General features: G+C 67.3%; 23 protein-coding genes and 1 pseudogene. 5 read left to right on the top strand and 19 right to left on the bottom strand.

Annotation, left to right across the window (positions count from 1 at the left end):
* Positions 1-6: 6 nt before the first annotated feature.
* Positions 7-1713 (top strand): PhoH family protein, encoded by a 1707-nt coding sequence (locus tag ACUTAG_RS24175; protein ID WP_024068242.1) that lies wholly within the window; start codon positions 7-9, stop codon positions 1711-1713.
* Between the two features lie 127 nt (positions 1714-1840).
* Here ACUTAG_RS24175 and ACUTAG_RS24170 read toward each other — a convergent pair whose 3' ends face one another.
* From ACUTAG_RS24170 to ACUTAG_RS24140, 7 genes and pseudogenes are all read right to left on the bottom strand, one after another.
* The gene (locus ACUTAG_RS24170) at positions 1841-1972 is read right to left on the bottom strand and encodes an entericidin A/B family lipoprotein (RefSeq protein ID WP_006388428.1); all 132 of its coding nucleotides are present in this window, start codon (positions 1970-1972) and stop codon (positions 1841-1843) included.
* A 41-nt stretch (positions 1973-2013) separates the two neighbouring features.
* Entirely contained in the window at positions 2014-2709 is a 696-nt protein-coding gene (locus ACUTAG_RS24165; RefSeq protein WP_020924488.1) for a fumarylacetoacetate hydrolase family protein, read from the bottom strand.
* Between the two features lie 81 nt (positions 2710-2790).
* Complete coding sequence (locus ACUTAG_RS24160) at positions 2791-3093, bottom strand: Dabb family protein (RefSeq protein WP_020924489.1); 303 nt, start codon at positions 3091-3093, stop codon at positions 2791-2793.
* Positions 3093-4970 carry an ABC transporter permease gene (locus ACUTAG_RS24155; protein ID WP_047992301.1) on the bottom strand — a complete coding sequence of 626 codons (1878 nt, stop codon included), beginning with the start codon at positions 4968-4970 and terminating at the stop codon, positions 3093-3095. The genes ACUTAG_RS24160 and ACUTAG_RS24155 overlap by 1 nt, the downstream gene beginning before the upstream one ends.
* Positions 4971-4983: 13 nt before the next feature.
* Positions 4984-5675: pseudogene (locus ACUTAG_RS24150) on the bottom strand (ABC transporter ATP-binding protein).
* The gene (locus tag ACUTAG_RS24145) at positions 5675-6436 is read right to left on the bottom strand and encodes an ABC transporter ATP-binding protein (RefSeq protein WP_058664051.1); all 762 of its coding nucleotides are present in this window, start codon (positions 6434-6436) and stop codon (positions 5675-5677) included. The pseudogene ACUTAG_RS24150 and the gene ACUTAG_RS24145 overlap by 1 nt, the downstream one beginning before the upstream one ends.
* Positions 6437-6446: 10 nt before the next feature.
* Complete coding sequence (locus ACUTAG_RS24140) at positions 6447-7226, bottom strand: SDR family NAD(P)-dependent oxidoreductase (protein ID WP_054506917.1); 780 nt, start codon at positions 7224-7226, stop codon at positions 6447-6449.
* Between the two features lie 216 nt (positions 7227-7442).
* Here ACUTAG_RS24140 and ACUTAG_RS24135 point away from each other — a divergent pair, with 216 nt between their 5' ends.
* The 4 genes from ACUTAG_RS24135 to ACUTAG_RS24120 all read left to right on the top strand — a co-directional run bounded on the left by ACUTAG_RS24135 (position 7443) and on the right by ACUTAG_RS24120 (position 10758).
* Positions 7443-7841, top strand: coding sequence for a cupin domain-containing protein (locus tag ACUTAG_RS24135; protein WP_006388421.1), 399 nt, complete (start codon positions 7443-7445; stop codon positions 7839-7841).
* A 90-nt stretch (positions 7842-7931) separates the two neighbouring features.
* A complete protein-coding gene (locus ACUTAG_RS24130; RefSeq protein ID WP_020924493.1) occupies positions 7932-9143 on the top strand; it encodes an ABC transporter substrate-binding protein in 1212 nt (403 codons plus the stop codon).
* Positions 9140-9904: an SDR family NAD(P)-dependent oxidoreductase gene (locus ACUTAG_RS24125; RefSeq protein ID WP_020924494.1), complete on the top strand. Its 765-nt coding sequence runs from the start codon at positions 9140-9142 to the stop codon at positions 9902-9904. Before ACUTAG_RS24130 ends, ACUTAG_RS24125 begins: the two co-directional genes overlap by 4 nt.
* A 14-nt stretch (positions 9905-9918) precedes the next feature.
* Positions 9919-10758: an IclR family transcriptional regulator gene (locus ACUTAG_RS24120; protein ID WP_006388418.1), complete on the top strand. Its 840-nt coding sequence runs from the start codon at positions 9919-9921 to the stop codon at positions 10756-10758.
* Here the strand turns inward: ACUTAG_RS24120 and ppa are convergent, their stop codons facing one another.
* The 12 genes from ppa to ACUTAG_RS24060 form a co-directional block, all read right to left on the bottom strand.
* Positions 10759-11289 (bottom strand): inorganic diphosphatase, encoded by a 531-nt coding sequence (ppa, locus tag ACUTAG_RS24115; RefSeq protein ID WP_006388417.1) that lies wholly within the window; start codon positions 11287-11289, stop codon positions 10759-10761. It lies immediately after the preceding gene.
* Between the two features lie 29 nt (positions 11290-11318).
* A complete protein-coding gene (locus ACUTAG_RS24110) occupies positions 11319-12932 on the bottom strand; it encodes a heme biosynthesis HemY N-terminal domain-containing protein (RefSeq protein WP_026383143.1) in 1614 nt (537 codons plus the stop codon).
* A gap of 4 nt (positions 12933-12936) precedes the next feature.
* Entirely contained in the window at positions 12937-14130 is a 1194-nt protein-coding gene (locus tag ACUTAG_RS24105; protein WP_102964839.1) for a uroporphyrinogen-III C-methyltransferase, read from the bottom strand.
* A 37-nt stretch (positions 14131-14167) separates the two neighbouring features.
* On the bottom strand, positions 14168-14980 hold the full coding sequence (locus ACUTAG_RS24100; protein WP_446650369.1) for a uroporphyrinogen-III synthase: 813 nt from the start codon (positions 14978-14980) through the stop codon (positions 14168-14170).
* The gene (hemC, locus tag ACUTAG_RS24095) at positions 14980-15924 is read right to left on the bottom strand and encodes a hydroxymethylbilane synthase (protein WP_058664049.1); all 945 of its coding nucleotides are present in this window, start codon (positions 15922-15924) and stop codon (positions 14980-14982) included. Before hemC ends, ACUTAG_RS24100 begins: the two co-directional genes overlap by 1 nt.
* 9 nt (positions 15925-15933) lie before the next feature.
* On the bottom strand, positions 15934-16056 hold the full coding sequence (locus tag ACUTAG_RS24090; protein WP_020924500.1) for a hypothetical protein: 123 nt from the start codon (positions 16054-16056) through the stop codon (positions 15934-15936).
* Positions 16043-16762, bottom strand: a complete 720-nt coding sequence (locus tag ACUTAG_RS24085; RefSeq protein WP_006388412.1) for a TerC family protein — start codon at positions 16760-16762, stop codon at positions 16043-16045. The genes ACUTAG_RS24090 and ACUTAG_RS24085 overlap by 14 nt, the downstream gene beginning before the upstream one ends.
* A 114-nt stretch (positions 16763-16876) precedes the next feature.
* Positions 16877-17575: a TerC family protein gene (locus tag ACUTAG_RS24080; RefSeq protein ID WP_006388411.1), complete on the bottom strand. Its 699-nt coding sequence runs from the start codon at positions 17573-17575 to the stop codon at positions 16877-16879.
* A 262-nt stretch (positions 17576-17837) separates the two neighbouring features.
* Positions 17838-18719 (bottom strand): succinate--CoA ligase subunit alpha, encoded by an 882-nt coding sequence (gene sucD / locus ACUTAG_RS24075; protein ID WP_006388410.1) that lies wholly within the window; start codon positions 18717-18719, stop codon positions 17838-17840.
* Between the two features lie 25 nt (positions 18720-18744).
* Positions 18745-19905 (bottom strand): ADP-forming succinate--CoA ligase subunit beta, encoded by a 1161-nt coding sequence (sucC, locus tag ACUTAG_RS24070; RefSeq protein WP_006388409.1) that lies wholly within the window; start codon positions 19903-19905, stop codon positions 18745-18747.
* Positions 19906-19915: 10 nt separating this feature from the next.
* A complete protein-coding gene (locus ACUTAG_RS24065) occupies positions 19916-20518 on the bottom strand; it encodes a DUF2889 domain-containing protein (RefSeq protein ID WP_006388408.1) in 603 nt (200 codons plus the stop codon).
* Positions 20519-20679: 161 nt separating this feature from the next.
* Positions 20680-24654 carry a Pls/PosA family non-ribosomal peptide synthetase gene (locus tag ACUTAG_RS24060; protein WP_446650368.1) on the bottom strand — a complete coding sequence of 1325 codons (3975 nt, stop codon included), beginning with the start codon at positions 24652-24654 and terminating at the stop codon, positions 20680-20682.
* Positions 24655-24748: the final 94 nt, after the last annotated feature.

Here is a 24748-nt window from a genome sequence, read left to right as displayed (position 1 = left end):
ACGCATATGCCGCTTCCGAAGTTGCCCACCCGCCCCGCAGCCATCCTGACCTTCCCCTCGGGCGATAACGCCCGGGCGCAGGCCCGCACGACCAAGACCGCCGCTGCGCGGTCCAATACCAATACCCAGGCCGTCCTGGCCGAAGACGACGAGGACGAGCTGCTGGTCCAGCCCGAACTCGACGGTATCGGCTCGCCGGCCCGCAAGGCGCAGATCCCGGCCCGCCAGGTTCCCCCCCCGCCGCCCGCCGCGCCGGCGCCGCGCCCCCAGGCCCGCCAGGCCAAACCCGCGCCGGCCCCGGCCAAGCGCGCCAAGGCGCGTGCCCAGAACGCCCCGCGCAAGCTGTTCGTGCTGGACACCAACGTGCTGCTGCACGACCCCAGCTCGCTGTTCCGCTTCGAAGAGCACGACATCTTCCTGCCGATGATGACGCTCGAAGAGCTGGACCACCAGAAAAAGGGCATGTCGGAAGTGGCGCGCAATGCCCGCCAGGTCAGCCGCTCGCTCGACGCGCTGGTGCAGGACGCGACCCAACTCGAAGACGGCCTGGAGCTGGCCAAGCTGGGCAACAAGGACGCCACCGGGCGCCTGATGTTCCAGACCACCGCCATCCACAGCACCCTGCCGTCGGACCTGCCCATGGGCAAGGCCGACAACCAGATCCTGGGCGTGGTGCGGGCCTTGCAGGAAAAATACCCGCAGCGCGAAGTCGTGCTGGTGTCCAAGGACATCAACATGCGCCTGAAGGCGCGCGCGCTGGGCATGGCCGCGGAAGACTACTTCAACGACCACGTCCTGGAAGACTCGGACCTGATGTACTCGGGCGTGATGCAGCTGCCCGAGGACTTCTGGAACAAGCACGGCAAGGACGTCGAATCCTGGCAACAGGGCGGCACCACCTTCTACCGCATCCACGGCCCCTTGTGTTCGCAGTTCGTGGTCAACCAGTTCGTCTACTTCGAAGGCCAGATGCCCCTGTATGCCCAGGTGCGCGAGGTCAGCGGCAAGATGGCGGTGCTGGCGACGCTGCGTGACTACACCCACGGCAAGAACAACGTCTGGGGCATCACCGCGCGCAACCGCGAGCAGAACTTCGCCATGAACCTGCTGATGAACCCGGAATGCGACTTCGTGTCGCTGCTGGGCCAGGCGGGCACGGGCAAGACGCTGCTGGCGCTGGCGGCCGGCATCACCCAGGTGCTGGAAACCAAGCGCTACACCGAGATCATCATGACCCGCGTCACGGTGCCCGTCGGCGAAGACATCGGCTTTCTGCCCGGCACCGAGGAAGAAAAGATGCTGCCCTGGATGGGCGCGCTGGAAGACAACCTCGACGTGCTGAACATGGGCGAAGGCGAAGGCAATGGCGACTGGGGGCGCGCCGCCACCATGGACCTGATCCGTTCGCGCATCAAGGTCAAGTCGCTGAACTTCATGCGCGGGCGCACCTTCCTGAACAAGTACCTGATCATCGACGAGGCCCAGAACCTGACGCCCAAGCAGATGAAGACGCTGGTGACCCGCGCCGGCCCCGGCACCAAGGTGATCTGCCTGGGCAACATCGCCCAGATCGACACCCCCTACCTGACCGAAGGCAGCTCGGGCCTGACGTTCGTGGTCGACCGCTTCAAGGGCTGGCCGCATTCGGGCCACGTGACCTTGCAGCGCGGCGAACGCTCGCGCCTGGCGGACTACGCCGGAGACGTGCTGTGAACCCTCGCGGGTGAGTCTCCACGCCGCGCCCACCGCCGTGGGCGGACGCTGCCTCCCCGGGACGGCGTCTCCAAAGAAAAAGCCCCTTGAGCGATCAAGGGGCTTTTTTATCACCGGGGCCGGACGATTATTTGTCGGCGGCGTTGGTGATGGCGTTGCCGGCCCGCGACATGTCCTTGCCCATGCCCGCCACGGTATTGCAACCGGCGAGTACGAAGCCGAACACGACGAAGGCGGTCAGCACGATCTTGCTGCGCATGCTGGCGCTCCTGAAGTGAAGAAACGGTTCCGGGGCGTACTTTAAACGATCTGGACGCGGAGTTCGCCCAGGCCTTCCACGCCGCCGGTGATGACATCGCCCTGCACCACGGCGCCCACGCCTTCCGGCGTGCCCGTGAAGATGATGTCGCCCGGTTGCAGCTCGAACAGGCCCGACAGGTAGGCGATGCTTTCCGGCACGTTCCAGATCATCTGGGAGATATCGCTGGCCTGCTTGCGCTGGCCGTTCACGTCGAGCCAGATGGCGCCCTTGTCGAGCGTGCCGACCACGCTGCGCGGATGGATCGGGCCCAGCGGCGCCGACAGGTCGAAGGCCTTGCCCACTTCCCAGGGACGGCCCTGCTTCTTCATCTCGCCCTGCAGGTCGCGGCGCGTCATGTCCAGGCCCAGGGCATAGCCCCAGACGCAGTCGTTGGCTTCTTCAACGGGGATGTCGCGGCCGCCCTTGCCCAGCACCACCACCAGTTCCATTTCGTAGTGCAGGTTGGAGGTCTTGGACGGGTACGGCATCTTGCCCGTCTCGCCGTCGGCCACGCTCAGCACCGCGTCGGCGGGCTTGCAGAAGAAGAACGGATCTTCACGGCCGGTGAAGCCCATTTCCTTGGCGTGCTCGGCGTAGTTGCGGCCGACGCAGTAGACGCGGCGCACCGGGAACAACGCGGCGCTGCCGGCAACGGGAACCGCGGTCAGCGGCTGGGGAGGCAATACGTAGTCCATGATCTATCAACCTATGACGGGTGGGACGGTCCGATGGCAAAAATCATCCGCGAGTGTATCCCTTTCCGGGAACGCGAATATTCAGGAAATTGTAGGGATTTCCCCGTCGAACACCACCAGGCGTTCAATGAAATCCGCCATGTAGGCCTTCATTTCCTGGTGGGCAGGCGACACCTGGTAGCGGTCGTGGGCGGCGGCATCGGTGAAAGCCGCCACCACGGCGTGGGTCAGGCCGTCCGCGCGGCTGGCCAGATTGGGCCGGAAGGCGTAGCCGGCCACCCCGTCGCATTCGGCCAGGATGCGGTCGCAGTACCCCTGCACCCGGTCATGGAAGCGCGCATCGGCGGCGCCGGACAATTGCAGCATCACGACATGCAGGAACATCAGGACTCCTTTTTCGAACGGGCGACGGCCAGCCAGGCGCGGGACACCAGTCCCATGATGCCGTCGCGGAACAGCAGGACGCAGAGGATGAAAATGGCGCCTTGCACGATCAATACCCAGGAACCCAGCGGCGCCAGGTAATTCTGCAGCGAGACGAAGGTGAACGCGCCGGCAAGCGGCCCGAACACCGTGCCGATGCCGCCCAGCAGCGCCATCAGCACCACTTCGCCGTTGGCGTGCCAATGCACGTCGGTCAGCGAAGCCACGCCGAACACCAGCACCTTGAGCCCGCCGGCCAGCCCCGCGACCGCGGCAGACAGCGTGAAGGCCAGCAGCTTGTAGCGCGAGGTCGAATAGCCCAGCGAACGCGCGCGCTGCTCGTTGTCGCGCACCGAGCGGATCACCTCGCCGAAGGGTGAGTTCAGCACCCGCAGCACGAAGGCGTAACCCAGGGCGAACACCGCCAGCGTGAAGTAGTACATCGGCATCACGCTGTCCAGGTCGAACAGGCCGAACAGCTTGCCGCGCGGCACGCTCTGCAGGCCGTCCTCGCCGCCGGTGAAACCCGCCTGCACCGCGATGAAGTACACCAGTTGCGACAACGCCAGCGTGATCATGGCGAAGTAGATGCCCTGGCGCCGGATCGCAATGGCGCCGAATACCAGCCCCAGCAGGCCGCCGGTCAGCACGCCGGCCAGCAGGCCCAGTTCGGGCGTGGCGCCCAGCAACTTCATGACGATGCCGGTGGCGTAGGCCGCCGCGCCAAAGAAGGCCGCATGGCCGAACGACAGCAGGCCGACATAGCCCACCAGCAGGTTGAAGGCGGCGGCGAACAGCGCGAAACACAGCACCTTCATCAGGAAGGTGGGATAGACGAACCAGGGCGCGGCCAGCGCCACCACGGCCAGGCCTGCCATGCACCAGCGCATGGCGCGGCGGCCCAGCTGCACCGGCTCGCGCGTGGCTTCGGCCGCCAGCACGTTCTGCACCTGCAGCGGCTTGCCGAACAGGCCGGCCGGCTTGCACAGCAGCACCAGCACCATGATGATGAAGATCGCCAGGTTGGCGGCCTCCGGGTAGAACACCTTGGTCAGCCCCTCGATGATGCCCAGTCCGAAGCCACTGACGATGGCGCCCATGATCGAGCCCATGCCGCCGATCACGACCACGGCGAACACCACCACCACCAGGTTCGAGCCCATCATCGGGCTGACCTGGTAGATGGGCGCGGCGATCACGCCCGCCACCGAGGCCAGCGCCACGCCCAGCGCGTAGGTCAGCGTGATCAGCAGCGGCACGTTGATGCCGAACGAGCGCACGATGGTCGGGTTCTCGGTGGCCGCGCGCAGCATGGCGCCGACCCGGGTCTTCTCGATCAGCACCCACACCGCCAGGCACAGCACCAGCGACACCACCACCGCCCAGCCGCGATACCAGGGCAGAAACATGAAACCCAGGTTGACCCCGCCGGTCAGCGCCTTGGGGATGGTGTAGGGCAGCCCCGACACCCCATAGGCCTGGCGCAGCCCGCCCTCGATCAGCAAGGCCAACCCGAAGGTCAGCAGCAGCCCGTACAGATGGTCCATGCGGTAGGTGCGCGAGATCAGCACGCGCTCGACCACGATGGCGAACGCCGCCATGATGAGCGGCACCAGCACCAGCGCGGCCCAGTAGTTCACCCCCAGGTAGTTCAGCAGCATCCAGGCCAGGAACGCGCCCGCCGTGTACTGCGCGCCATGGGCGAAGTTGATGATGTTCAACAGACCGAAGATCACCGCCAGCCCGATCGAGAGCAAGGCGTAGAACGAACCGTTGATCAGGCCGAGCAGGAGCTGGCCGAACAGTGCCGTGGACGGCACGCCGAAAATTTCGAACACAGGATTCTCCCCCTCAGACACCCAGGCGGCGCGCGATCCGCCCGGGATCGTTGCGCGCCTCTTGCGCCGACAACTGGTCGACCACGCGGCCATGCTCCATCACGTAGTGGCGGTCGGCCACCTTGGTGGCGAAGCGGAAATTCTGCTCGACCAGCACGATGGTGAAGCCGCGCTCCTTGAGCGTGCGGATGGCCTGCCCGATCTGCTGCACGATCACCGGCGCCAATCCTTCGGTGGGCTCGTCCAGCAGGATCAGCTGGGCGCCAGTGCGCAGGATTCGCGCGATGGCCGCATCTGCTGCTCGCCGCCGGACAGGTTGCCACCGGAGCTGCCGCTGCGTTCGCGCAGGTTGGGAAACAGGGTGTAGATCTCGTCCAGCGACATGCCGCCGTCGGCCAGGCGCGGCGGCAGCATCAGGTTCTCGGTCACGTCCAGGCTGCGGAACACCGCGCGTTCCTCCGGGCAATACACCACGCCCAGGCGCGGGATGCGGTGCGGCGCCATGCCCACGGTTTCCTGGCCATTGAGCCGGATCGAGCCGCGGCGCTTTTCCAGGATGCCCATGACGGCGCGCAGCGTGGTGGTCTTGCCGGCGCCATTGCGGCCCAGGATCGTGACCAGCTCGCCGCGCCGCACCTCGATGTCGACGCCGTGCAGCACATGCGATTCGCCATACCAGGCGTTGAGGTCCTTGATCGACAGCATCAGTCGTCTCCCTCGTCGGCGCCCATGTAGGCGGTAATGACGCGCTCGTCGCGCGACACCGTGGCGTAGTCGCCCTGCGCCAGCACCGCGCCACGCGCCAGCACCGTGATGGAATCGGACAGGTCCGCCACCACCGACAGGTTGTGCTCCACCATCAGGATGCTGCGATTGGGCGAGACCCGGCGGATCAGCGCCGCGATACGGGCCACATCTTCCTGGCCGAGGCCGGCCATCGGCTCGTCCAGCAGCATCACTTCGGGTTCCAGGGCCAGCGTCATGGCGATTTCCAGCGCGCGCTTGCGGCCGTAGGGCAGCAGCGCCGCCGTGGTGTCGGCCAGGCCCGCCAGGCCGACGGCCTCCAGCAGGGCCAGGCCCTGGTCGTTGAGCCGATCGACGCTGCGGCGGCTGCGCCAGAACCGCATGCCGTCGCCATGCTGGCGCATCAGCGCCACGCGCATGTTCTGCAGCACGGTCAGCCCCAGGAACACCGCCGAGATCTGGAACGAGCGCACGATGCCCAGGCGCGCGATCTGCTCCGGCGCCAGCGCGGTGATGTCGCGGCCGCGGTAGTGGATCGTGCCCAGGTCGGGCGTCAGGAACTTGGTCAGCAGATTGAAGCAGGTGGTCTTGCCGGCGCCATTGGGGCCGATCAAGGCATGGATGGAACCTTCCCGCAGGGCCAGGGACACGCCGTCGACGGCATTGAAGCCGCCGAACCGCTTGACCAGCCCCTGGGCGGACAGAACCGCTTGGGTGCTCATGGCCGTCCTCCTACATGCGGGCCAGCAGGCCGCCGTCGATGGCCAGCACGTGGCCGTTGACGAACGCGGCGCCCGGCGAGGCCAGGTACACCACCGCCGGCGCGATGTCTTCGGGCGTGGCCCAGCGCCCCACCGGCACCGCCGTCGACAGGAACGACTGGAACTGCGGATTGTCCTGCAGCCCCTGGGTGAAGTCGGTGCGCACGAAGCCCGGCGCCAATGCGTTGCAGGTGATGCCCTGGCCGCCATACTCGACCGCCAGCGCGCGGGTGAACGCCGCGATCGCGCCCTTGGCGGTGGCGTAGGCCGCGATATTCGGCATGGTCGCCTGGCCCGCGACCGACGACATCAGCACGATGCGGCCGAAGCCGCGCGCCGTCATGGCGGGCAGCACCGCGCGGGCGCAATGGAAGGCGCCGTTGACGTGGACGTTCTGCAGCGCCTGCCACTCGGCCGGAGTCATCTCGACCACCGGCTTGCGGTTCTGGTTGCCGGCATTGCTGACCAGCACGTCGATGGCCACGCCATCGGCTTCCAGCTGCGCGACGGCCGCCGCCACGGCGGCGCCGTCGGCCACGTCGAACACCGCGCTACGCGCCGTGATGCCGGCCGCGGCCAATTGTTCGCAGGCGCCATCGCAGGCGGCCTGCGACAGATCGTTGATGATCACGCGCGCGCCCGCCCGGCCCAGGCCGGCGGCAATCGCATAGCCCAGCCCGCGCGCGGCCCCCGTCACCAGCGCGGTGCGCCCGGCCAGCCCGAAGGCCTGGCCCAGATAGTCCTGATTCAAGCTTGTCTCCTTGTTTTATAGGCGCCGGATCTCTCGCCGGGCGACCTTCGGGATTGGCTCCTGAAGGTCGCCGCGCCCTGGCCCGGCCCGTGTCGCTCCGCTTTCCTTGCTGGAGAACGTGATTGACATAAATCTCAATATACGCGACTATTTTTAAACACTCAATAACAAGATTTTTAGTTTTTCTTCCATAACGAGTTTTGGCTAGGAGACATCATGGCCCTCGAAACCCCTGGCTGCCCTGCGGCCAACGCGCTGCCGCCGCTGGCATCGCGCTTTTTGAAAGTGGATGAATTGCCCTGGAAACCCACGCAAGTGGCAGGCATCGACATGAAGGTACTGATGCAGGACAAGGAGTCCGGCCTGCTGACCGCCCTGTTCCGCTGGCAGCCGGGCACCGAGCTGCCGCTGCACGAGCACGTCGAGGTCGAGCAGACCTACGTGCTGGAAGGCTCGATCGTCGATGCCGAAGGCGAAGTGCGCGCCGGCGACTACGTCTGGCGCCCGCGCGGCAACCGCCACGTGGCGCGGGCGCCGCACGGCGCGCTGGTGCTGAGCTTCTTCCTGAAACCCAATCTGTTCATCGACGCCTACGCCGGCCAGACGCTGGAATAGACGCCGGAACAGGCGCACCCCGGTAAGACCCGCGCGACCGCCCGGCACAGGATGGCGCGCCAAGATACAAGCCCCCGAGGAGACAAACCCATGAAGATCCGTTTCAAGCATTGCCTGGCCGCCTGCGCGCTGGGCGCCGTTTCACTGTCGGCCCAGGCACAGGTGTCCGACGACGTCGTCAAGATCGGCGTGCTGGGCGACCAGTCTGGCATGATGGCCGACCTGTCCGGCAAGTTCGGCGTCGAGGCCGTGAAGATGGCCGTCGAGGATTTCGGCGGCACGGTGCTGGGCAAACCCATCGAGGTGGTGTCCGCCGACCACCAGAACAAGGTGGACATCGGCGTCTCGATCGCGCGGCGCTGGTACGAGAACGAAAAGGTCGACCTGATCCTGGACGTGCCCAACTCCGCCATCGCCCTGGCGGTGCAGGACCTGACCCGCCAGATGAAGCGCGTGGTGATCTTCACCAGCGCCGGCTCAGCCGACCTGACCGGCAAGGCGTGCTCGCCCAACGGCATGCACTGGACCTACGACACTTACGCCTACGCCACCGGCGTGGCCAGCGGCGTCATGGAGGACGGCGGCAAGAGCTGGTACTTCATCACCTCAGACTATGCCTTCGGCCATTCGCTCGAACGCGACGCCATGGCGGTGGTCAAGGCCAAGGGCGGCCAGGTCGTGGGCAGCGTGCGCCACCCCATCGCCAGCGCCGATTTCTCGTCATTCCTGCTGCAGGCGCAGGCCTCCAAGGCCCAGGTGATCGGCCTGGCCAACGGCAGCGGCGACACCATCAACAGCATCAAGCAGGCCTTCGAGTTCGGCATCATGGGCAGCAAGCAGCGCGTGGCCGCGCTCTTCATGAGCATCGTCGACGTGCGCAGCGTCGGGCTGGAATACGCGCAGGGGCTGAACCTGGTCGAGCCGTTCTACTGGGACCAGGACGACAAGGCGCGGCAATGGTCCGAACGCTACTTCAAGCGCACCGGGCGCATGCCCTCGATGGTGCAAGCCAGCAACTACAGCGCCGCCATGCACTACCTGAACGCGGTCAAGGCCGCCGGCACCGATGCGTCCGAGGCGGTGCTCAAGAAGATGCATGACACCCCCATCAACGACTTCATGACCGAGAACGGCCGCATCCGCGAGGATGGCCGCGTGATGCGCGACCTGTACCTGTTCCAGGTGAAGAAGCCGTCGGAATCCAAGCGCGACTGGGACTACTACAAGCTGGTGCGCAAGATTCCCGCCGAACAGGCGTTCCGTCCGCTGGACCAGGGCGGCTGCGCGCTGGTGAAGCCATGAGCGGCGGCTCACTCGGACTGCTGGCCGGCAAGCGCGCCGTGGTCACGGGGGGCGCCAACCCCCGTGGCATCGGCGCGGCCATCGTCGCGCAGTTCCTGGCGCAGGGCGCCAGCGTGGCGGTGCTGGACCGCGACTACCCGGCCGGCGCCGACGCCGCGCTGGTCGGCGGCCGCGTCAACCTGCACTGCGACGTGTCGAGCGGCGCCTCCTGCGAGCAGGCCGTGGCGCGGGCGGCGCAGGCGCTGGGCGGCATAGACCTGCTGGTGAACAACGCCGGCATCGTCGCCGCCACCCGCATCTGGGACCTGCCCGAGGACGAGTTCCGCCGCATGCTCGACGTCAACCTGACCGGCACCTACAACGTCACCCGCGCCGCCCTGCCCCATCTGTTCGAGAGCGGACGCGGCCCCGCCATCGTCAACCTGGGCTCCACGGCCGCACTGCGCGGCGGCGGCCTGCTGGGCGGATCGCACTATGCCGCGTCCAAGGGCGGCGTGATCAGTTTCACCAAGGCGCTGGCGCGCGAACTGGGGCCTCGCGGGGTGCGCGCCAACTGCGTGGCGCCGGGCATCATCGAGACCGACATGACGCTCGGCAAATTCGGCGAAAATTGGGAACAAGAACTCAAACAGGGCATTCCGCTGCAACGCTTCGGCTCTCCGGCCGAAGTGGCGCAGGCCATTCTGTTCCTGGCCTCGGACCTGTCCTCCTACTCAACCGGCATCGTGGTCGACGTCAACGGCGGCTTCCACATTCACTAGGCGCGTCAGCAGCAATGAGCACTCCCGATCGCATGTTGTCCATCCTCGACCTCTTCCGCGACGACACCACCGCCGCCTTCCAGGAGGACGTCATGGCGCATCTGGAGTGCTCGCGCGCCACCGCCTACCGCTATCTCAAGTCGCTGACCGAAAGCGGGCTGCTTGCGCCCACCGCGGGCGGCGCCTACGTGCTCGGCTCGCGCATCATCGAGCTGGACCGGCACCTGCGCCGGCACGATCCGCTGATGCGCGCGGCGCGCGACGTCATGCGCGCCGCCGGCGACGAACTCAACGCCAACCTGATGCTGTGCAGCTATTACGGCGACAAGGTCATGTGCGTGGACCGCTACTGGACCGACCATTCGATCGAATCCAGCTACGCCCGCGGTCGCCCCTTCCCGATGTTCCGCGGCGCCACCGCCAAGCCCATCCTGGCCAACCTGCCGCCCTACCAGCTGCGCAACCTGATGCTGTGGCATGCCGCCGAAATCCGCGAGGCCGGGCTGGGCGAGGACTGGGATGCGTTCCGCGCCAACCTCAAGCAATTGCGGGCGGCCGGCGTGTGCGTGTCGCACGGCGAGGTCGACCCGGGGTTGATGGGGATCGGTTCGGCCATCTTCACGCCGGACCAGAAGGTGGTGGGCAGCCTGGTGTTCATCGCCGCCGAGGCGCGCACCCCGGCCAAGCGGCTGGCGCTACTGCAGGAACGCATCCAGGCCGCGGCGGCGCAGGTGACGCAGAATCTGCAGGGCCTGCAAGACAACGGCGCGGCAGCGATCGGCATCATGCCGTCGCGGCCGCGCCGCCTGAAGACGCCCGCCGGTGCGACACCGGCGCGGCGTGGCAAGGCCTGATCAGGCCTTGTTGTAGCGCTCGGCGCTCTTGGTGATTTCCTCGTGGGCGGCGTCGACGCCCTTCCAGCCCTTGACCTTGACCCACTTGCCCTTTTCCAGGTCCTTGTAGTGCTCGAAGAAATGCTGGATACGGGCGGTGTCTTCGGCCGGCAGGTCCTCGTAGGACTTGATGTTGCGGTACGGGGGGTACAGCTTTTCGATCGGCACGGCCAGCAGCTTGGCGTCGCCGCCGGACTCATCGTCCATTTCCAGCACGCCGATGGCGCGGCAGCGCACCACGGCGCCGATCTGGATCGGGAACGGGGTCAGCACCAGCACGTCGGCGGGGTCGCCATCTTCCGACAGGGTCTGCGGGATGTAGCCATAGTTGCACGGGTAGTGCATGGCCGTCAGCATGAAGCGGTCGACGAAGATCGCGCCCGATTCCTTGTCGACCTCGTACTTCACCGGGTCGGCGTTCATGGGGATTTCGATGATGACGTTGAAGTCTTCCGGCAGCTTCTTGCCGGGGGGCACGCGGTCATAACTCATGATGGAACCTTGTCAGTCTGAAAAGAGGATCAAAGCGAACCGTCGTCCTTGAACGGCGGCTTGGTGGTCGGCACCGGCACGGCGGGCGGCGCGGCCGGCTTGGGGGCGGCCGGCGTGGCCGGCGTATAGGTCGGCACGGGATTGTCGAAAGCCGCCGCGGGAATGGGCGCGCTGTCGAAATACTCGTCGATGTCGGAGGTGCTGCCGCCGACGACCGGCGCGTCTTCGGGCGCCAGGGCGCGGGCCTGCTGCTCCTTGCTGGCGCGGGCATCCGGATCCAGCACGTAGTCGGACGCCGATGCCGCCACGGCGGGCGGCAACGCGGGATAGTCGCCGCCGATCTCGGCGTCGCCATCCGATAGCCCCACCGCGTAGCCGCCCTCGGCGTCGACGTGGTAGGGATCCGATCCGGTATCCGCGGCCGGCAGCGCCGCGTCCGCGGCCAGCACCGGCAGCGCCATGCTGGCGGCCGTCGCCAGGCGCCAGTGGCGCACCGCGTCGGCCGGCCGATCGAGGCGGTCGTACAGGCTGCCCAGCAGCGCGTGCGTCTGCGCGTCGCTGCGGCGCGACAGGCTGCGCAGCAGGTAGCGCTCGGCCTGGCCCCACAGCTGGCCGTTCAGGCACAGCATGCCCAGCGCGGTCAGCAGATCGGGGTCGGTGGGACGCTGCTGCAGCCAGGTCTCGGCCTTGGCCAGGCGACGCGAGACCTGCCCGGCATCACAACGGGCGTAGGCAGCCACCAGGGCGGGATTGAATTTCACGGCGATGGCGGCTTCCAGCACCTTGGCGGCCTCGTTGGCCTCGCCCGCCGCCTCGAAGGCGGAGGCGCCGGCCAGCGCGATTTCCGGCAGCAGGCGCTCTTCGGCCTTCAGGTCTTTCCAGATGGCGCGCCAGGCGTCATTGGCCGCACCCGCGCGCAGGCGCGCCGCGCCGGCCGCGTCGATCAGTTGGTCGCCTTCGCTGCGCGCCAGCGCATTGCGGCGCAGCAGGCCGCGCGCCAGCGTGAAGACCTGCTCGTCATGATGCAGGGCCGTGTGGGCGCGCAGCAGCAGGCGCATGGTATGCAAATGACGCGCGCCGCCGTCGGCCAGCGGCGCCAGCACCGCCAGCGCGCGTTCGGCGCGGCCCTGGTCGAGCAGCATGTCGGCCGACACCGTGGCGGTGGCCTCCACCAGGCCCGGCTCGGCGCCGGCATGTTCCTGGGCCACGGCCAACAGGCGGTCACGGCGGTCGAATTCACCCAGGCCATGCGCCGCGCGCGCGGCGGACAAGGCGGCCAGCACACGGCGGGTCTGCACCTTGGTCTGGTCGAGCAGGCGGGTCAGGTCTTTCTCGGCATGGGAATAGCGGCCTTCCAGCAGGCCGATCCAGCCGCGTTCGAGCAATTCGTGATCACGCGCCTGCGCGCGCTTGCCGCGCCAGGCGCGGACGCGATCGGGAATCGCCAGCAGCCAGGCCAGCAGGCGCAGGCCCACGTACAGCACCACGAAGGCCGCCACGATCAACAGCACGGCCAGCGTCAGCGACATGGAGATGCGCCACGGCCACACCAGCAGCAGGACATTGCCGGAATGGGAACGCAGCACCACCGCCAGGGCGACGGCGATGACGGCAAGCAGCAGGGTCCAGAACCAGGTACGCATGGGCCTAGTCCTGGTCGGTGGTCTTGAAGCCGGCGGCGCGCAGGGCGGCCACGGCGTTCAGGCTGTCGGAGACGTCCGGCATGCGCACGGCGATGTCCGTCTGCGCCAGTTCGCGGGCCAGGTTCTGGGCCGCGACCGTGTCCGGTGAGCGGTTGTCGAAGTACTTGGCCAGCGTGGTGCCGACGTTGTCGAGTTCGCTCTTCCAGACCGCGGGCTGGCGCATCAACATGGCCAGTTGCACGGTCAGCAGACGCTGGCGCAGCGTGCCGCGCACCTGGTCGGCCTGTTCCGGCGACAACAGCAGCGCCGCGGGTTCGTCCACGCGCTGGATGGTGATCAGGCCGCCCAGTTCATGCGCCAGCGCCGAACCGGCACGGCCAGGCCAGGACGCCACTTCGGCGCGCCAGCGTTGCCACCAGGGCGCATCGGCCGGCAAGGCGGCCTGTGGGTCGGCCACGACCGGAGCCGGGGCCGCGGGACGGGCGTCGCCGGCGGCGGCGATACCGGGCGCGGCAGCGTCCGGCACCAGCAGCGGCGCCTTGCCGACCAAGGCGGTCAGGCGCTCGATCCGCGCCGATTGGGCGGGGATGTCCACGGTGGACACGGCGCGCAGGCGGTCCAGGTCGCCATTGATGGCTTGCTGCAGGCTGGAGAAGCGCGGACGGTCGGCGCGGGCCAGCCGCGCCTGCGCCGTTTCCAGCGCGACGATGGCGTTGGAGACGTTGCCGGCCAGGCGCAACTGCTGGCTGCCGATGGTCAGCAGGCGCTCGACGTCGTTGGCCAGCAGTTCGTCGCTGGCGCTGTCGTTGAAGTTCTGCCAGGCCTGTTGCAGGGCGTTGTACTGGCTCTGGGTCTCGCGCACGCTTTCTTCGAGGTCGCCCAGGCGACCGGCCTGAGCTTGCGCCAGCGCCAGCGCTTCGCGCGCGTCCTTGCGCGCCTGCGCCACGTCGGCGGTCAGCGTATCGAGGCGCGAGGCGACCTCGCGGCCGGCGGCGACGAACTGGGTACGCTGTTGCCACAGCGCGTATCCCAGGCCGACGGCCAGCAGGATGACGATGATCAGGGCGGTGACCAGGGGGCCACTGCCGCGCTTGGCCGGACGGGCCTTGACGGAATCGGCCGGGGCCGATGCGGGCGCGCTGGCGCCCGGGGCGGCCGGGTGAACGGCCGGATCGGTAGCGGGAGTCTTGTCTGTCATGACGCGATTGTATTCGGTGTCAGTCCGAAGCAACGAATCAAGCAGCAACAAAAGCCTGGAAAATCGACTCGTCGTTGGGCATGCAGATTTTTACCATTGCCTGCTGCCCGGCTCCACCGGCCGGTGCGGGCACGCGGGCGCCGAGCGAGGGATGGGTCAGGACGAAGCTGCAGCGCTGCCACCAGGCGGCCAGCCCCGCGGCCCGCAGTTGTGCGCGCACCGCGTCCGCGCCCTCCCCGCTGGTGATGAGCCAGGTGGGGAAAACGCCTTCCGCGGCCCAGCGCCGCAGGCGCGACAGCTCGGATTCGTCCCATTGCGCGGGAGACCGCGCATAGGCCGCATGACGTGTCACGACAACGCCATGCGCCGCCAATTTTTCGCCCAGCCAGTCACGCCCCTGCGTGCCGCGGACCAGCAGAACCCGGGCGGGAGCCCGTGGCAGCCCGCGAAGGACCTCCCAGAGGGCTTCGGAGTCATGGCTGGCGGCCTCGTCCCCAGGGTGCAGAACTGTTGTATTCGCGCCAAAACACGGCATTTCCCGCAGCCCCGCCGCGCTGGCCGGCCCGACCGTGGCGACGACCACCTGCCGCGGCCAGGCCGTGCAGGCTCCGACGCGCGCCAGCTGGTCCAGGTACTGTCGGGCGGCATTGCCGCTGACGAACACCACCATGTCATGGTCGGCCGGCCGCGGCAGGTCGTCCGCGGCCACCGGCAAGGCATGGATGGCAAGCGCCGGCAGGACGCAAGGCGTCCAGCCGGCGGCACGCAGACGGTCGGCCAGCGCCTCATTGCGGCCCGCGGGCCGTGTCAGCACGGCCACGCGCGACGCTCGGGCGGCGGCCCTTTCCATCACTCGGGGGCGGCGTCTTGCTGCAGTTCGTCGAGGATGGCCTGGGCGCCGGCGTCGAACAGCTCGGCGGCGACCGCCTCGCCGATCGCCTGGGCCTGGGCCACCGGGCCGCTGCCGTGGGCACGCAGCATGCGCGTGCCATCGGGCGACGCCACCAATGCGCGCAGCGTCAGGGTGTCATCGGCGATTTCAGCGTAGGCCGCCAGCGGCACCTGACAGGAACCGCCCAGCCGGCGCGACACGGCGCGCTCGGCCAGCGAAATCGACGTGGCGCCCGCGTCATTCAGCGGCGCCAGCCAGGCGCGCATATCGTCGCGATCGTCACGGATTTCGATGGTCAGCGCGCCCTGTCCTGCCGCCGGCAGGCTTTCGGCGGGATCGAGCAGGCTGCTGATGCGGTCGGTCAGGCCGAGCCGGTTCAGGCCGGCCGCGGCCAGCACGATGGCGTCGTATTCACCGCGATCGAGCTTGCCCAGGCGGGTGTCGAGGTTGCCGCGCAGCGGCTTGACCACCAACTGCGGATAGCGCGCGCGGATCTGCGATTCGCGGCGCAGGCTGGAGGTGCCGACGACCGCGCCGGCCGGCAGGTCGGCCAGCGTGGCGTAGCGGTTGGAGACAAAGGCGTCGCGCGGATCGGCGCGATCGAGCACCGCGCACAGCTCGAACGGGGCCTGCATGTCGACCGGCATGTCCTTCAGGCAATGCACGGCCAGATCGGCGCGGCCGTCGAGCAAGGCGGTTTCGAGTTCCTTGACGAAGAGTCCCTTGCCACCCACCTTGGAGAGGGTGCGGTGGAGGATCTGGTCGCCTCGGGTCGTCAGGGTGAGAAGCTCAACCGCGCACGCCGGATACAGCGTGCGCAGCCGATCGCGCACATGCTCGGCTTGCCACAGGGCAAGCCGGCTGGCGCGGGTCGCGATGACCAAGCGTTGCGGTAGCGACACGTCGCGCCATCAAACGAAGTTGGAGACGATGACCGTCGCCACGACCCCGAGGATGGCCAGCACGAACAGGCCCTGCAGGAGGCTCAGGCCTGATTCGGATTGCTGGGGATCGGCGGATCTACGCAGACTCATGTACGGATTCCTTGGAGGCGGTTTTGCGGCTTGCCAGCCACCGTCCAAGGACAACAACGAGCAAGGCGCCGAAGATTTCTACGCCGATTTTAACCGCAGTGGGCTGGACGCCGAATTGACTTTCGACAAACACGTCCGTAACCAGCATGCCGCCCGCGATCCAGCCCAGCAACGCCGCGCCGAAGGTCACCACCAGCGGGTAGCGGTCGATCAGCTTCAGGACCAGCGTGCTGCCCCAGATGATGATGGGCACGCTCACGACCAGGCCGAAGATCACCAGGCCGATCTGGTGATCGGCGTGAGCGTTCTGGGCGGCGCCGGCAATGGCGATGACGTTGTCCAGGCTCATCACGAAGTCCGCGATGATGATGGTCTTGATGGCGCTGATGATGGACGTCCCGCCCTTCACGTTGCCATGGGCGTCGTCTTCGGGGATCAGCAGCTTGACGCCGATCCACACCAGCAATGCGCCGCCCACCACCTTCAGGAACGGGATCGACAGCAGGGTCAGCGCGAAGGCGATCAGGACCACGCGCAGCAGGATGGCGCCGGCGGTGCCCCACAGGATGCCCTGCATGCGTTGCTTGGGCTCCAGGTTGCGGCACGCCAGCGCGATCACCACCGCGTTGTCGCCACCGAGCAGGATGTCGATGAGGATGATCTGGAATACCGCTGCCCAACTCAGCGTCTGGAAAAACTCAAGCAATTTGAACCCCCGAAGGCATTTATCAAAATAAAGGCCGGCCCCGTGCCGGCCAGCCCGCCGCGCGCCTGGCGCGGGCGGGCCCATTCAAAACAACATATTATTGTAGTTCAGCTTTCAGTCAGCTTTCTGGCGCATCAACAAAACTTTGCCAATTGCCAGGACCAGCAGCGCACCCATCGCGCCGGTCATGAGGGCGAAACTGTGCTGCGTCACGCCCAGGGCCGCGTCGATGCGCGCCACCGGCTCCTGCAGGGCCGGATCGCCCACCAGCAGTTCGCCGGCGATGAACCCGAGCAGCGCCGCGCCCACCCAGACAATGAGGGGGAAGCGCTCGATGACCTTGAGCAGCAGCGTGCTGCCGAAAATGACCAGCGGAATACTGATCGCCAGGCCCAGCACCAGCAGGGTCGTGTCGCCCATGGCCGCGGCGGCCACGGCCACCACGTTGTCCAGGCTCATCACGAGGTCGGCAATCATGATAGTGCGGATTGCGGTCAGCAGATTGCCGTGGGTCTTGCCATCGCCCTCTTCTTCGCCTTCGGGCAACAGCAGCGTCACGCCGATGTAGACCAGCAGCAACGCGCCGATAAGCTTGAGCCACGGCAGCATCAGCAGCTTGGCGGCGACCAGCGTCAGCACGATACGCATGATGATCGCGGCGGCAGAGCCGATCACGATCGCTTTCTTTTGCTGCGCCGGAGGCAGCGAGCGCGCGGCCAGCGCAATTACCACGGCGTTGTCGCCCGACAGCAGAATGTTGACCCAAATGATCTGGAGCAACGCTAACCAGAATGCCGCTGAACTGAGTTCCATACCTCTCTTTCCTAGGACGTGATCCCCCTAGGACAAACCAAATGAATGGGTGGAAAAGACAAAAAGACGTACTGACCGTCTTGGTGCGAGCCCGACGGCATTCTTGCTGGGTACGTGCAGAATTTCTTTCATTATAGTTTCGTTCAGCTTTCCGTATGTTTCACCCGGCCGCATCATGGACGCGGGATTTCCCCTAGGCCCTGCGGTGAGCGGGCAAGAAAAAGGCCCGCCGAAGCGGGCCTTTTGGGTCAGGCTGACAACCTTACAGCACCGACTTGAGCAGCTTGCCCATTTCGGAGGGGTTGCGCGTGGTGCGGATGCCGCAGGCTTCCATGACTTCCAGCTTGGCGTCGGCCGTGTCGGCGCCGCCGGAGATCAGCGCGCCGGCGTGGCCCATGCGCTTTCCGGGAGGGGCGGTGACACCGGCGATGAAGCCGACGACCGGCTTCTTCATGTTGTCCTTGGCCCACTGGGCGGCGTTGACTTCGTCCGGGCCGCCGATTTCGCCGATCATGATGACGGCGTCGGTGTCGGGATCGTCATTGAACATCTTCAGGACGTCGACGTGCTTGAGGCCGTTGATGGGGTCGCCACCGATGCCGACGGCGCTGGATTGACCCAGGCCCAGCTCGGTGACTTGCGCCACGGCTTCGTACGTCAGGGTGCCCGAGCGGCTGACGATGCCGATGCGGCCCTTGCGGTGGATGTGACCGGGCATGATGCCGATCTTGATTTCGTCCGGGGTGATCAGGCCGGGGCAGTTCGGGCCCAGCAGCAGCGTCTTGCTGCCCTTGGCCTTCATGCGGTTCTTGACTTCCAGCATGTCGCGGACCGGGATGCCTTCGGTGATGCAGATCACCAGATCCAGTTCGGCCTCGACGGCTTCCCAGATGGCGGCGGCAGCGCCGGCGGGCGGCACGTAGATGACCGACACGGTGGCGCCGGTATCGGCCTTGGCGTCCTTGACCGACGCGAAGATCGGCACGCCTTCGAAGTCCTCACCGGCCTTCTTGGGGTTCACGCCGGCCACGAAGGCGGCTTTGCCATTGGCGTACTCGCGGCACATGCGAGTGTGGAACTGACCGGTCTTGCCCGTGATGCCCTGGGTGATGACCTTGGTGTCCTTGTTGATCAGAATCGACATTTGTGAATCCTTGGATTTTTTCTCTTTACTTGACGGCGGCGACGACGCGGGTGGCGGCTTCGGCCATCGTGTCGGCGCTGATGATCGGCAGGCCCGACTCGGCCAGCATCTTCTTGCCGAGTTCTTCGTTGGTGCCCTTCATGCGCACGACCAGCGGCACGTTCAGGTTGACGGCCTTGCAAGCGGCGATCACGCCTTCGGCGATGACGTCGCAGCGCATGATGCCGCCGAAGATGTTGACCAGGATGGCCTTCACGCTCTTGTTCTTGAGCATGATCTTGAAGGCTTCCGTGACCTTCTCGGCCGTGGCGCCGCCGCCGACGTCCAGGAAGTTGGCCGGCTCGCCGCCGAACAGCTTGATGGTGTCCATGGTGGCCATGGCCAGGCCGGCGCCGTTCACCAGGCAGCCGATGTTGCCGTCGAGCTGGATGTAGGCCAGGTCGAACTTCGAGGCTTCGATTTCAGCCGGATCTTCTTCGTCCAGGTCGCGGTAGGCGACGATTTCCGGATGGCGGAACAGGGCATTGGAGTCGAAGTTGAACTTGGCGTCCAGGGCGATGATGTTGCCCTTGCTGTCGCGGTTCAGGGGGTTGATTTCGACCAGCGAGGCGTCGGTGTCCATGTAGCACTTGTAGAGCTTCTGGAACACGTCCACGGCCTGGGCGGTCGAGTCGGCGGGCAGGCCGATCGCGTTGGCGATCTTGGTGGCTTGCTCGGCGGACAGACCGGTCAGCGGGTCGATGTATTCGGTGACGATCTTCTCGGGGGTGGAGTGGGCCACTTCCTCGATGTCCATGCCGCCTTCGCTGGAGGCGATGAAGGCGACCTTCTGGGTGGCGCGGTCGGTGACCAGCGACACGTAGTATTCCTTCTGGATGTCGGCGCCGTCTTCGATGTACAGGCGGCGGACCTTCTGGCCTTCCGGGCCGGTCTGGTGCGTGACCAGCTGCATGCCCAGGATTTCGGAGGCGAGCTTGCGCACGTCGTCCAGCGAGCGCGCCAGCTTCACGCCGCCGCCCTTGCCGCGGCCGCCCGCGTGGATCTGTGCCTTGACGACCCAGACCGGTCCACCCAGCTTTTCAGCGGCAGCCACGGCCTCGTCGACGGAAAGAGCGGGGATCCCGCGCGGCACCGGGATGCCAAATTGCTTCAGCAGTTCCTTGCCTTGATACTCGTGGATTTTCATGTGTTACCTGTCAGGACGTATGAGAAAGAGAAGGTGAATCGGAGGTCGAATCGGCCGATGCCTCAGCGCTGCCCCCGGTGTACCACTTGGGATAGTGCTCAGCCACCACCGGGCCGTCGGTGCTCAGGGCATGACAGCCGTCCAGTTGGAATGGACGCCGGTTCGGGTTGCTTTCCTGCCGCCGGCGGTTGGCCATGGTCTGCACCGCCGCGGTGGGAAGCACCTGCGACAGTTCGGTCATGTGCGTACAGCCCTCGACATGGCCGAAGCGCTCCTTGACCTGGCGGCGGAACCCCTTGAGCAGGTTCATGCCGATCAGGTCAGCGTAGGCGGATTCGATGGCCATGCAATGCTCGCCGTAAGGCGCGGCATCATAGACGGCCTGCGCCGCCACGATGGTGAAATCGCCATCGATGGTGATGCGCAGGTGCATATGGTGGATGGGTTGCCCCGCCTTGAACATCTCGCCGTCGCGCTTGGGGAAATCGTACGCCTTGACGTCGATGAGTTCGGCCTCCAGGTCCCAGTTGCCGTCATCGCGCGCATACGACTGCACGCGTATGGAACGCGTGTGCAGCGGCTGGCGAGGACAATCCGGCGGTGGCAAGGGCATGCTTGGGGCCTGCGGGGCAGAGACGGCCGGCGCATGGTGCGCGGCAACAAAACCTTCAAAGTATAGCGCAGCCCGCCCTGCCCCGACCGTCAGAATACGCGCTGCGCCCGCCCCGCGCCGGGCGTGCCGGCACTTGCCGACACTTGCCGACACTTGCCGGCTCATTGGCGCGTCCACGGCGTGGCCGGGCTACCCATCCAGGACTGCCCAGCCGGGATGCTCTCGCCCTTGAGCACCAGGGTCAGCGGCCCCAGTCGGGCGCCGTCCTCGACCCGGGTGTCGTACAGGATGGTGCTGCGCGGCCCGACGTTGACGCCATGGCCGATCCGTACCGGCCCGATTTTCATCACGCGGTCTTCGAACAGGTGGGTCTGAGGGCCCGACCAGGCGTGCATGACGGCATCGTCCCCAATTGATACACAGTCGTACTCGGTGACGTCGGTGGTGTCCATGAACACGCGCTTGCCGATGCGCGCGCCCATGCAGCGCAGCGCCAGCGGTAGCCAGGGCGTGGCGCGCAGGAAATTGAAGAAATTGGGCACCGCGATCGATTCATACAGGCTGGTGACGGCCTCGCTCTTCCACACGAACGGCGTCCACATGGGCTCGGCACGCGGCCGGTAGCGGCCGACCAGCAGCCACTTGAGCAGCACCAGGAACAGGAAGGTGCCGACGCCGTAGAGCACCCCGGCCAGCATCAGCTCGTCGAAGGCGGCCAGGAATCCCTCGCGCGCGGCGATCGGGATGACCTTCATGACCGTCAGGTAGCCCACCGCGATCACCACCGCCAGCGGCAGGATCATGCGCATCAGCTCGACCGCGCCGCGCGCCACCTTGCGGCCCAGGCTGGGGCGGAAGGTCAGGTGCTCGGGAAAACCGGCCGCCTGCTCGCGCGCCGGCAGCGCCAACGGCGGATTGCCGAGCCAGGTCTGGCCGCTGGCCATGCGGGCATTGGCCGGGGCCCGGCTCTGCACGCCGATCAGCACGTCGTCGGGCAGCACCGAGCCGTCCGGCACATAGGCGCCGTTGCCAACGAAGCTGCGATTGCCGATGACGGTGGGCCGCATGGTCATCCAGCCCCGGTCGATCTCCTCGTCGCCCAGCATCACGCCGTCGGCAATGAAGCTGTCGCGGCCCAGGGTCAACATGTCGGGCACGATGCCCATCGCGGTCGAGATTTCGGTGCCGCGCCCGACCCTGGCGCCCAGCAGCCGGTACCAGGTGCCGGCGTAGATCGACGCGTACAAACCGTGCAGCACGCTCAGGCTGGATTCCTGGATCTGGTTGGTCAGCCAGCGCCGCAGGTAGATTTGTCCATACACCGGCCAGCGGCCGCTGGTCAGGCGCGGCAGCAGCGTCCAGCGCAACAGCGCGGACACCAGCACGGTCAGCAGCAGCAGCAAGGCGCTGGCCGGCAGCGCCAGCAACAGGTAGACCAGGAACGCGTAGGGCCAGGACACGCGCGAGCCCATCAGGTCGAGCCAGCGCGCGTCGATCCAGTCGATCAGCACGAAACTCGGGAACACGGGCATGAAGAACAGGGCCGCGATCAGCGTGCCGCCGGCCGCGTAGGCCAGCACGTCCAGCCGCGCCCAGCGTCCTTCGCGCGCCGGCCGCGCGGGTAGCTCGGGGGCGCGCGCCTGCGGATCGTGCCGCGCCGGCGCGCCGGTCCATATCTGGCCGGCCGGGATACGGGCGCCGGCGGGCAGCGAAGACAGGCCCTCGAGCCGGCCGTCGTCCTCGATCACGACGTCGCCCTGCACCACCGCGTAGGAGCCGACGTAGGCATTCGCGCCCAGCGCGATGGGCGACACCTCCCAATGCGCGCCGCGCACTTCAAAGTTCTCCAGGTTGACGGCGGCGCCGATGCTGGCGCCGTCAGCCACCGTCAGCAGATCCGGGGCGCGCACCGAAATGCGGCTGATGGCGGTGTCGCGGCCAATGCGCGCGCCCAGCGCCCGCAAGTACCAGGCCTGCAACGGCGAGCCCGCCAGCAGGTGAGCCGGCGGGATGTCGAGGATGCGGTCGACCAGCCACCAGCGATAGAAGGTCCAGCCATAGAGCGGATAGCGGCCGGCCTTGAGTCGCCCCAGGATGCCCCACTTGCAGACCACCGCCACGCCAAAGCTGAGCAGGTTGCAGGCCAGGTAGCTGGCGATCGACAGCGCCACCGCGCGCCATACCGAATCGCCCTCGTCGCCGGTGAAGTAGTGGTAAGTGAAGAACGGCGTCAGCCAGATCAGCATGCGCACGCCGATCAACAGCGGCAGCACCGCCAGCTGCGCCAGGCCGCAGGCCCAGCGGCGCCACTGCGGCGCGCGCTCGACCACCGCTGCCTCGGCCGCCGGGGCCTGGACCTCATCCGAAGCGAGCGCCAGCGCATCGAGCCGGGCCGCCAGGGCCCCCAGCACCGAATGCTGGTAGAGCTCGTGCATGGTCAGAGCCGAGAACTGCGGATGCTTGCGCAACGACGACACCAGCCGCGCCGCCAGCAGCGAATGGCCGCCCAGGTCGCGGAAGAAATCGCTCGCCAGCCGCAGCGGCTGGCCCGGAAAGAGTGGCCGCAGCGCCTCGAACAGGGCCTGCTCACCCGCCGAGACCGGCACGTCATCCTCGCCGCTGGGCTCGGACGCCGTGGCCAGTTCGCGCGCCTTCAAGGCCTTGCGGTCGATCTTGCCCGAGGTCAGGCGCGGCACCTCGGCCACCAGCTCGAAACGGGCCGGAATCATATAGGCCGGCAGTTCGGCGGCCAGCGCCGCCCGCAGCGCGTGCGGGTCGAGACGGGCATCGCCCTCCGGCGTCAGGAACGCCACCAGTTGGTCGATGCCCGCCAGGTCGCGCAGCACCACGGCGGCGGCGCCAACGCCAGCCTGGCGGTACAGCGCGGCCTCGATCTCGCCCAGTTCGACGCGAAAGCCGCGCACCTTGACCTGATCGTCGCTGCGGCCCAGGCACTGGATCTGGCCGTTCTCATCGATGCGCGCCAGGTCGCCGCTGCGGTACATGCGGGTGTCATGTTCGCCGCTGGGACGCGGGTTGGCCAGGAACTTCTCGGCTGTCAGTTCGGGGCGCCCCAGATAGCCGCCGGCCACGCCCGGGCCGGTGATACAGAGCTCGCCGGTCTGGCCCTGCGGCAGCACCGCGCCGTCCTCGCCGCGGATCAGCATGCCGTAGTTGGGCAGTGGCGTGCCGATGGTCACCGGCTGGCCGGGCAGCAGTTCGGCCAGGCTGGCCGACACGGTGGTCTCGGTGGGACCATAGGTATTGAACAGGCGCCGGCCGGGCGTGGCCCAGCGCTGCACCAGGAACTCCGGGCACATCTCGCCGCCCAGGTTGACGATGCGCAGGCCCGGCACGTCGCGCGCGAACAGCGCCAGCAGCGTCGGCACCGCGTGCAGCACGGTCACGCCCTCGCGCGCCAGCGCATCGGGCAGCGCCTCCGGATCGGTGGTCAGCATCTTGGGCGCCACCCACAGCGTCGCGCCGACCAGGTAGCTGATCCAGATTTCCTCGAACGACATATCGAAGGCAACCGAGAAGCCCTGGTAGACCTTGTCGCCGTGGCGCACGCCGAGCACCTCGTTTTCGCTGCGCAGGAAATGGCAGATGCTGGCCTGGCTGATCGGCACGCCCTTGGGCTTGCCGGTGGACCCCGACGTGTAGATGACGTAGGCGGGATGTTCGGGCAGCAGGCCATCCCGGCGCCGCAATGGCGCGTCGACCGCCGCCGCCAATTCCCAAGGCGTCCAGGTGGCCATGCCGTCCAGGCTGACCTCGCCACCGGCAACCAGCCCGTGGGCGCCGGCGTCCTGCAGGCAAACCAGCATGCGCTCGGGCGGCGTGTCGGATTCGAACGGCAGCCAGGCCGCGCCCGCCTTGGCGATGGCCGCCTGCATGACGAGCAGTTCGTCGCCGCGCGGCAGGCACAGGCCGACGATGTCGCCCGGCCGCACGCCGGCCTCGATCAGGTGGTGCGCGGCCAGGTCGGCGCGGCGCCCGAGTTCGTCATAAGTGAGGGATTGATCCAGCCAGTGGATGGCAATGGCGGCGGGATGCCGCAGGATCGTGGCTTCCAGGATATCGGGCAGCGTTTCCGCTTGCAGCAGATCCGGCCGACGGGGGCCTTGGAGAATCATAGGTACGGCGACAATCCGGCAAATGGGATGTTTGCCTATTGACCCACACGGTGCGAATTCGTTCAAGCAGGGACGAAAAAAACCCCTGTGGCGT

The sequence above is a fragment of the Achromobacter sp. CSND-B12 genome (genome assembly GCF_052906545.1).
This window is presented reverse-complemented; position numbering and strand designations above follow the sequence as displayed.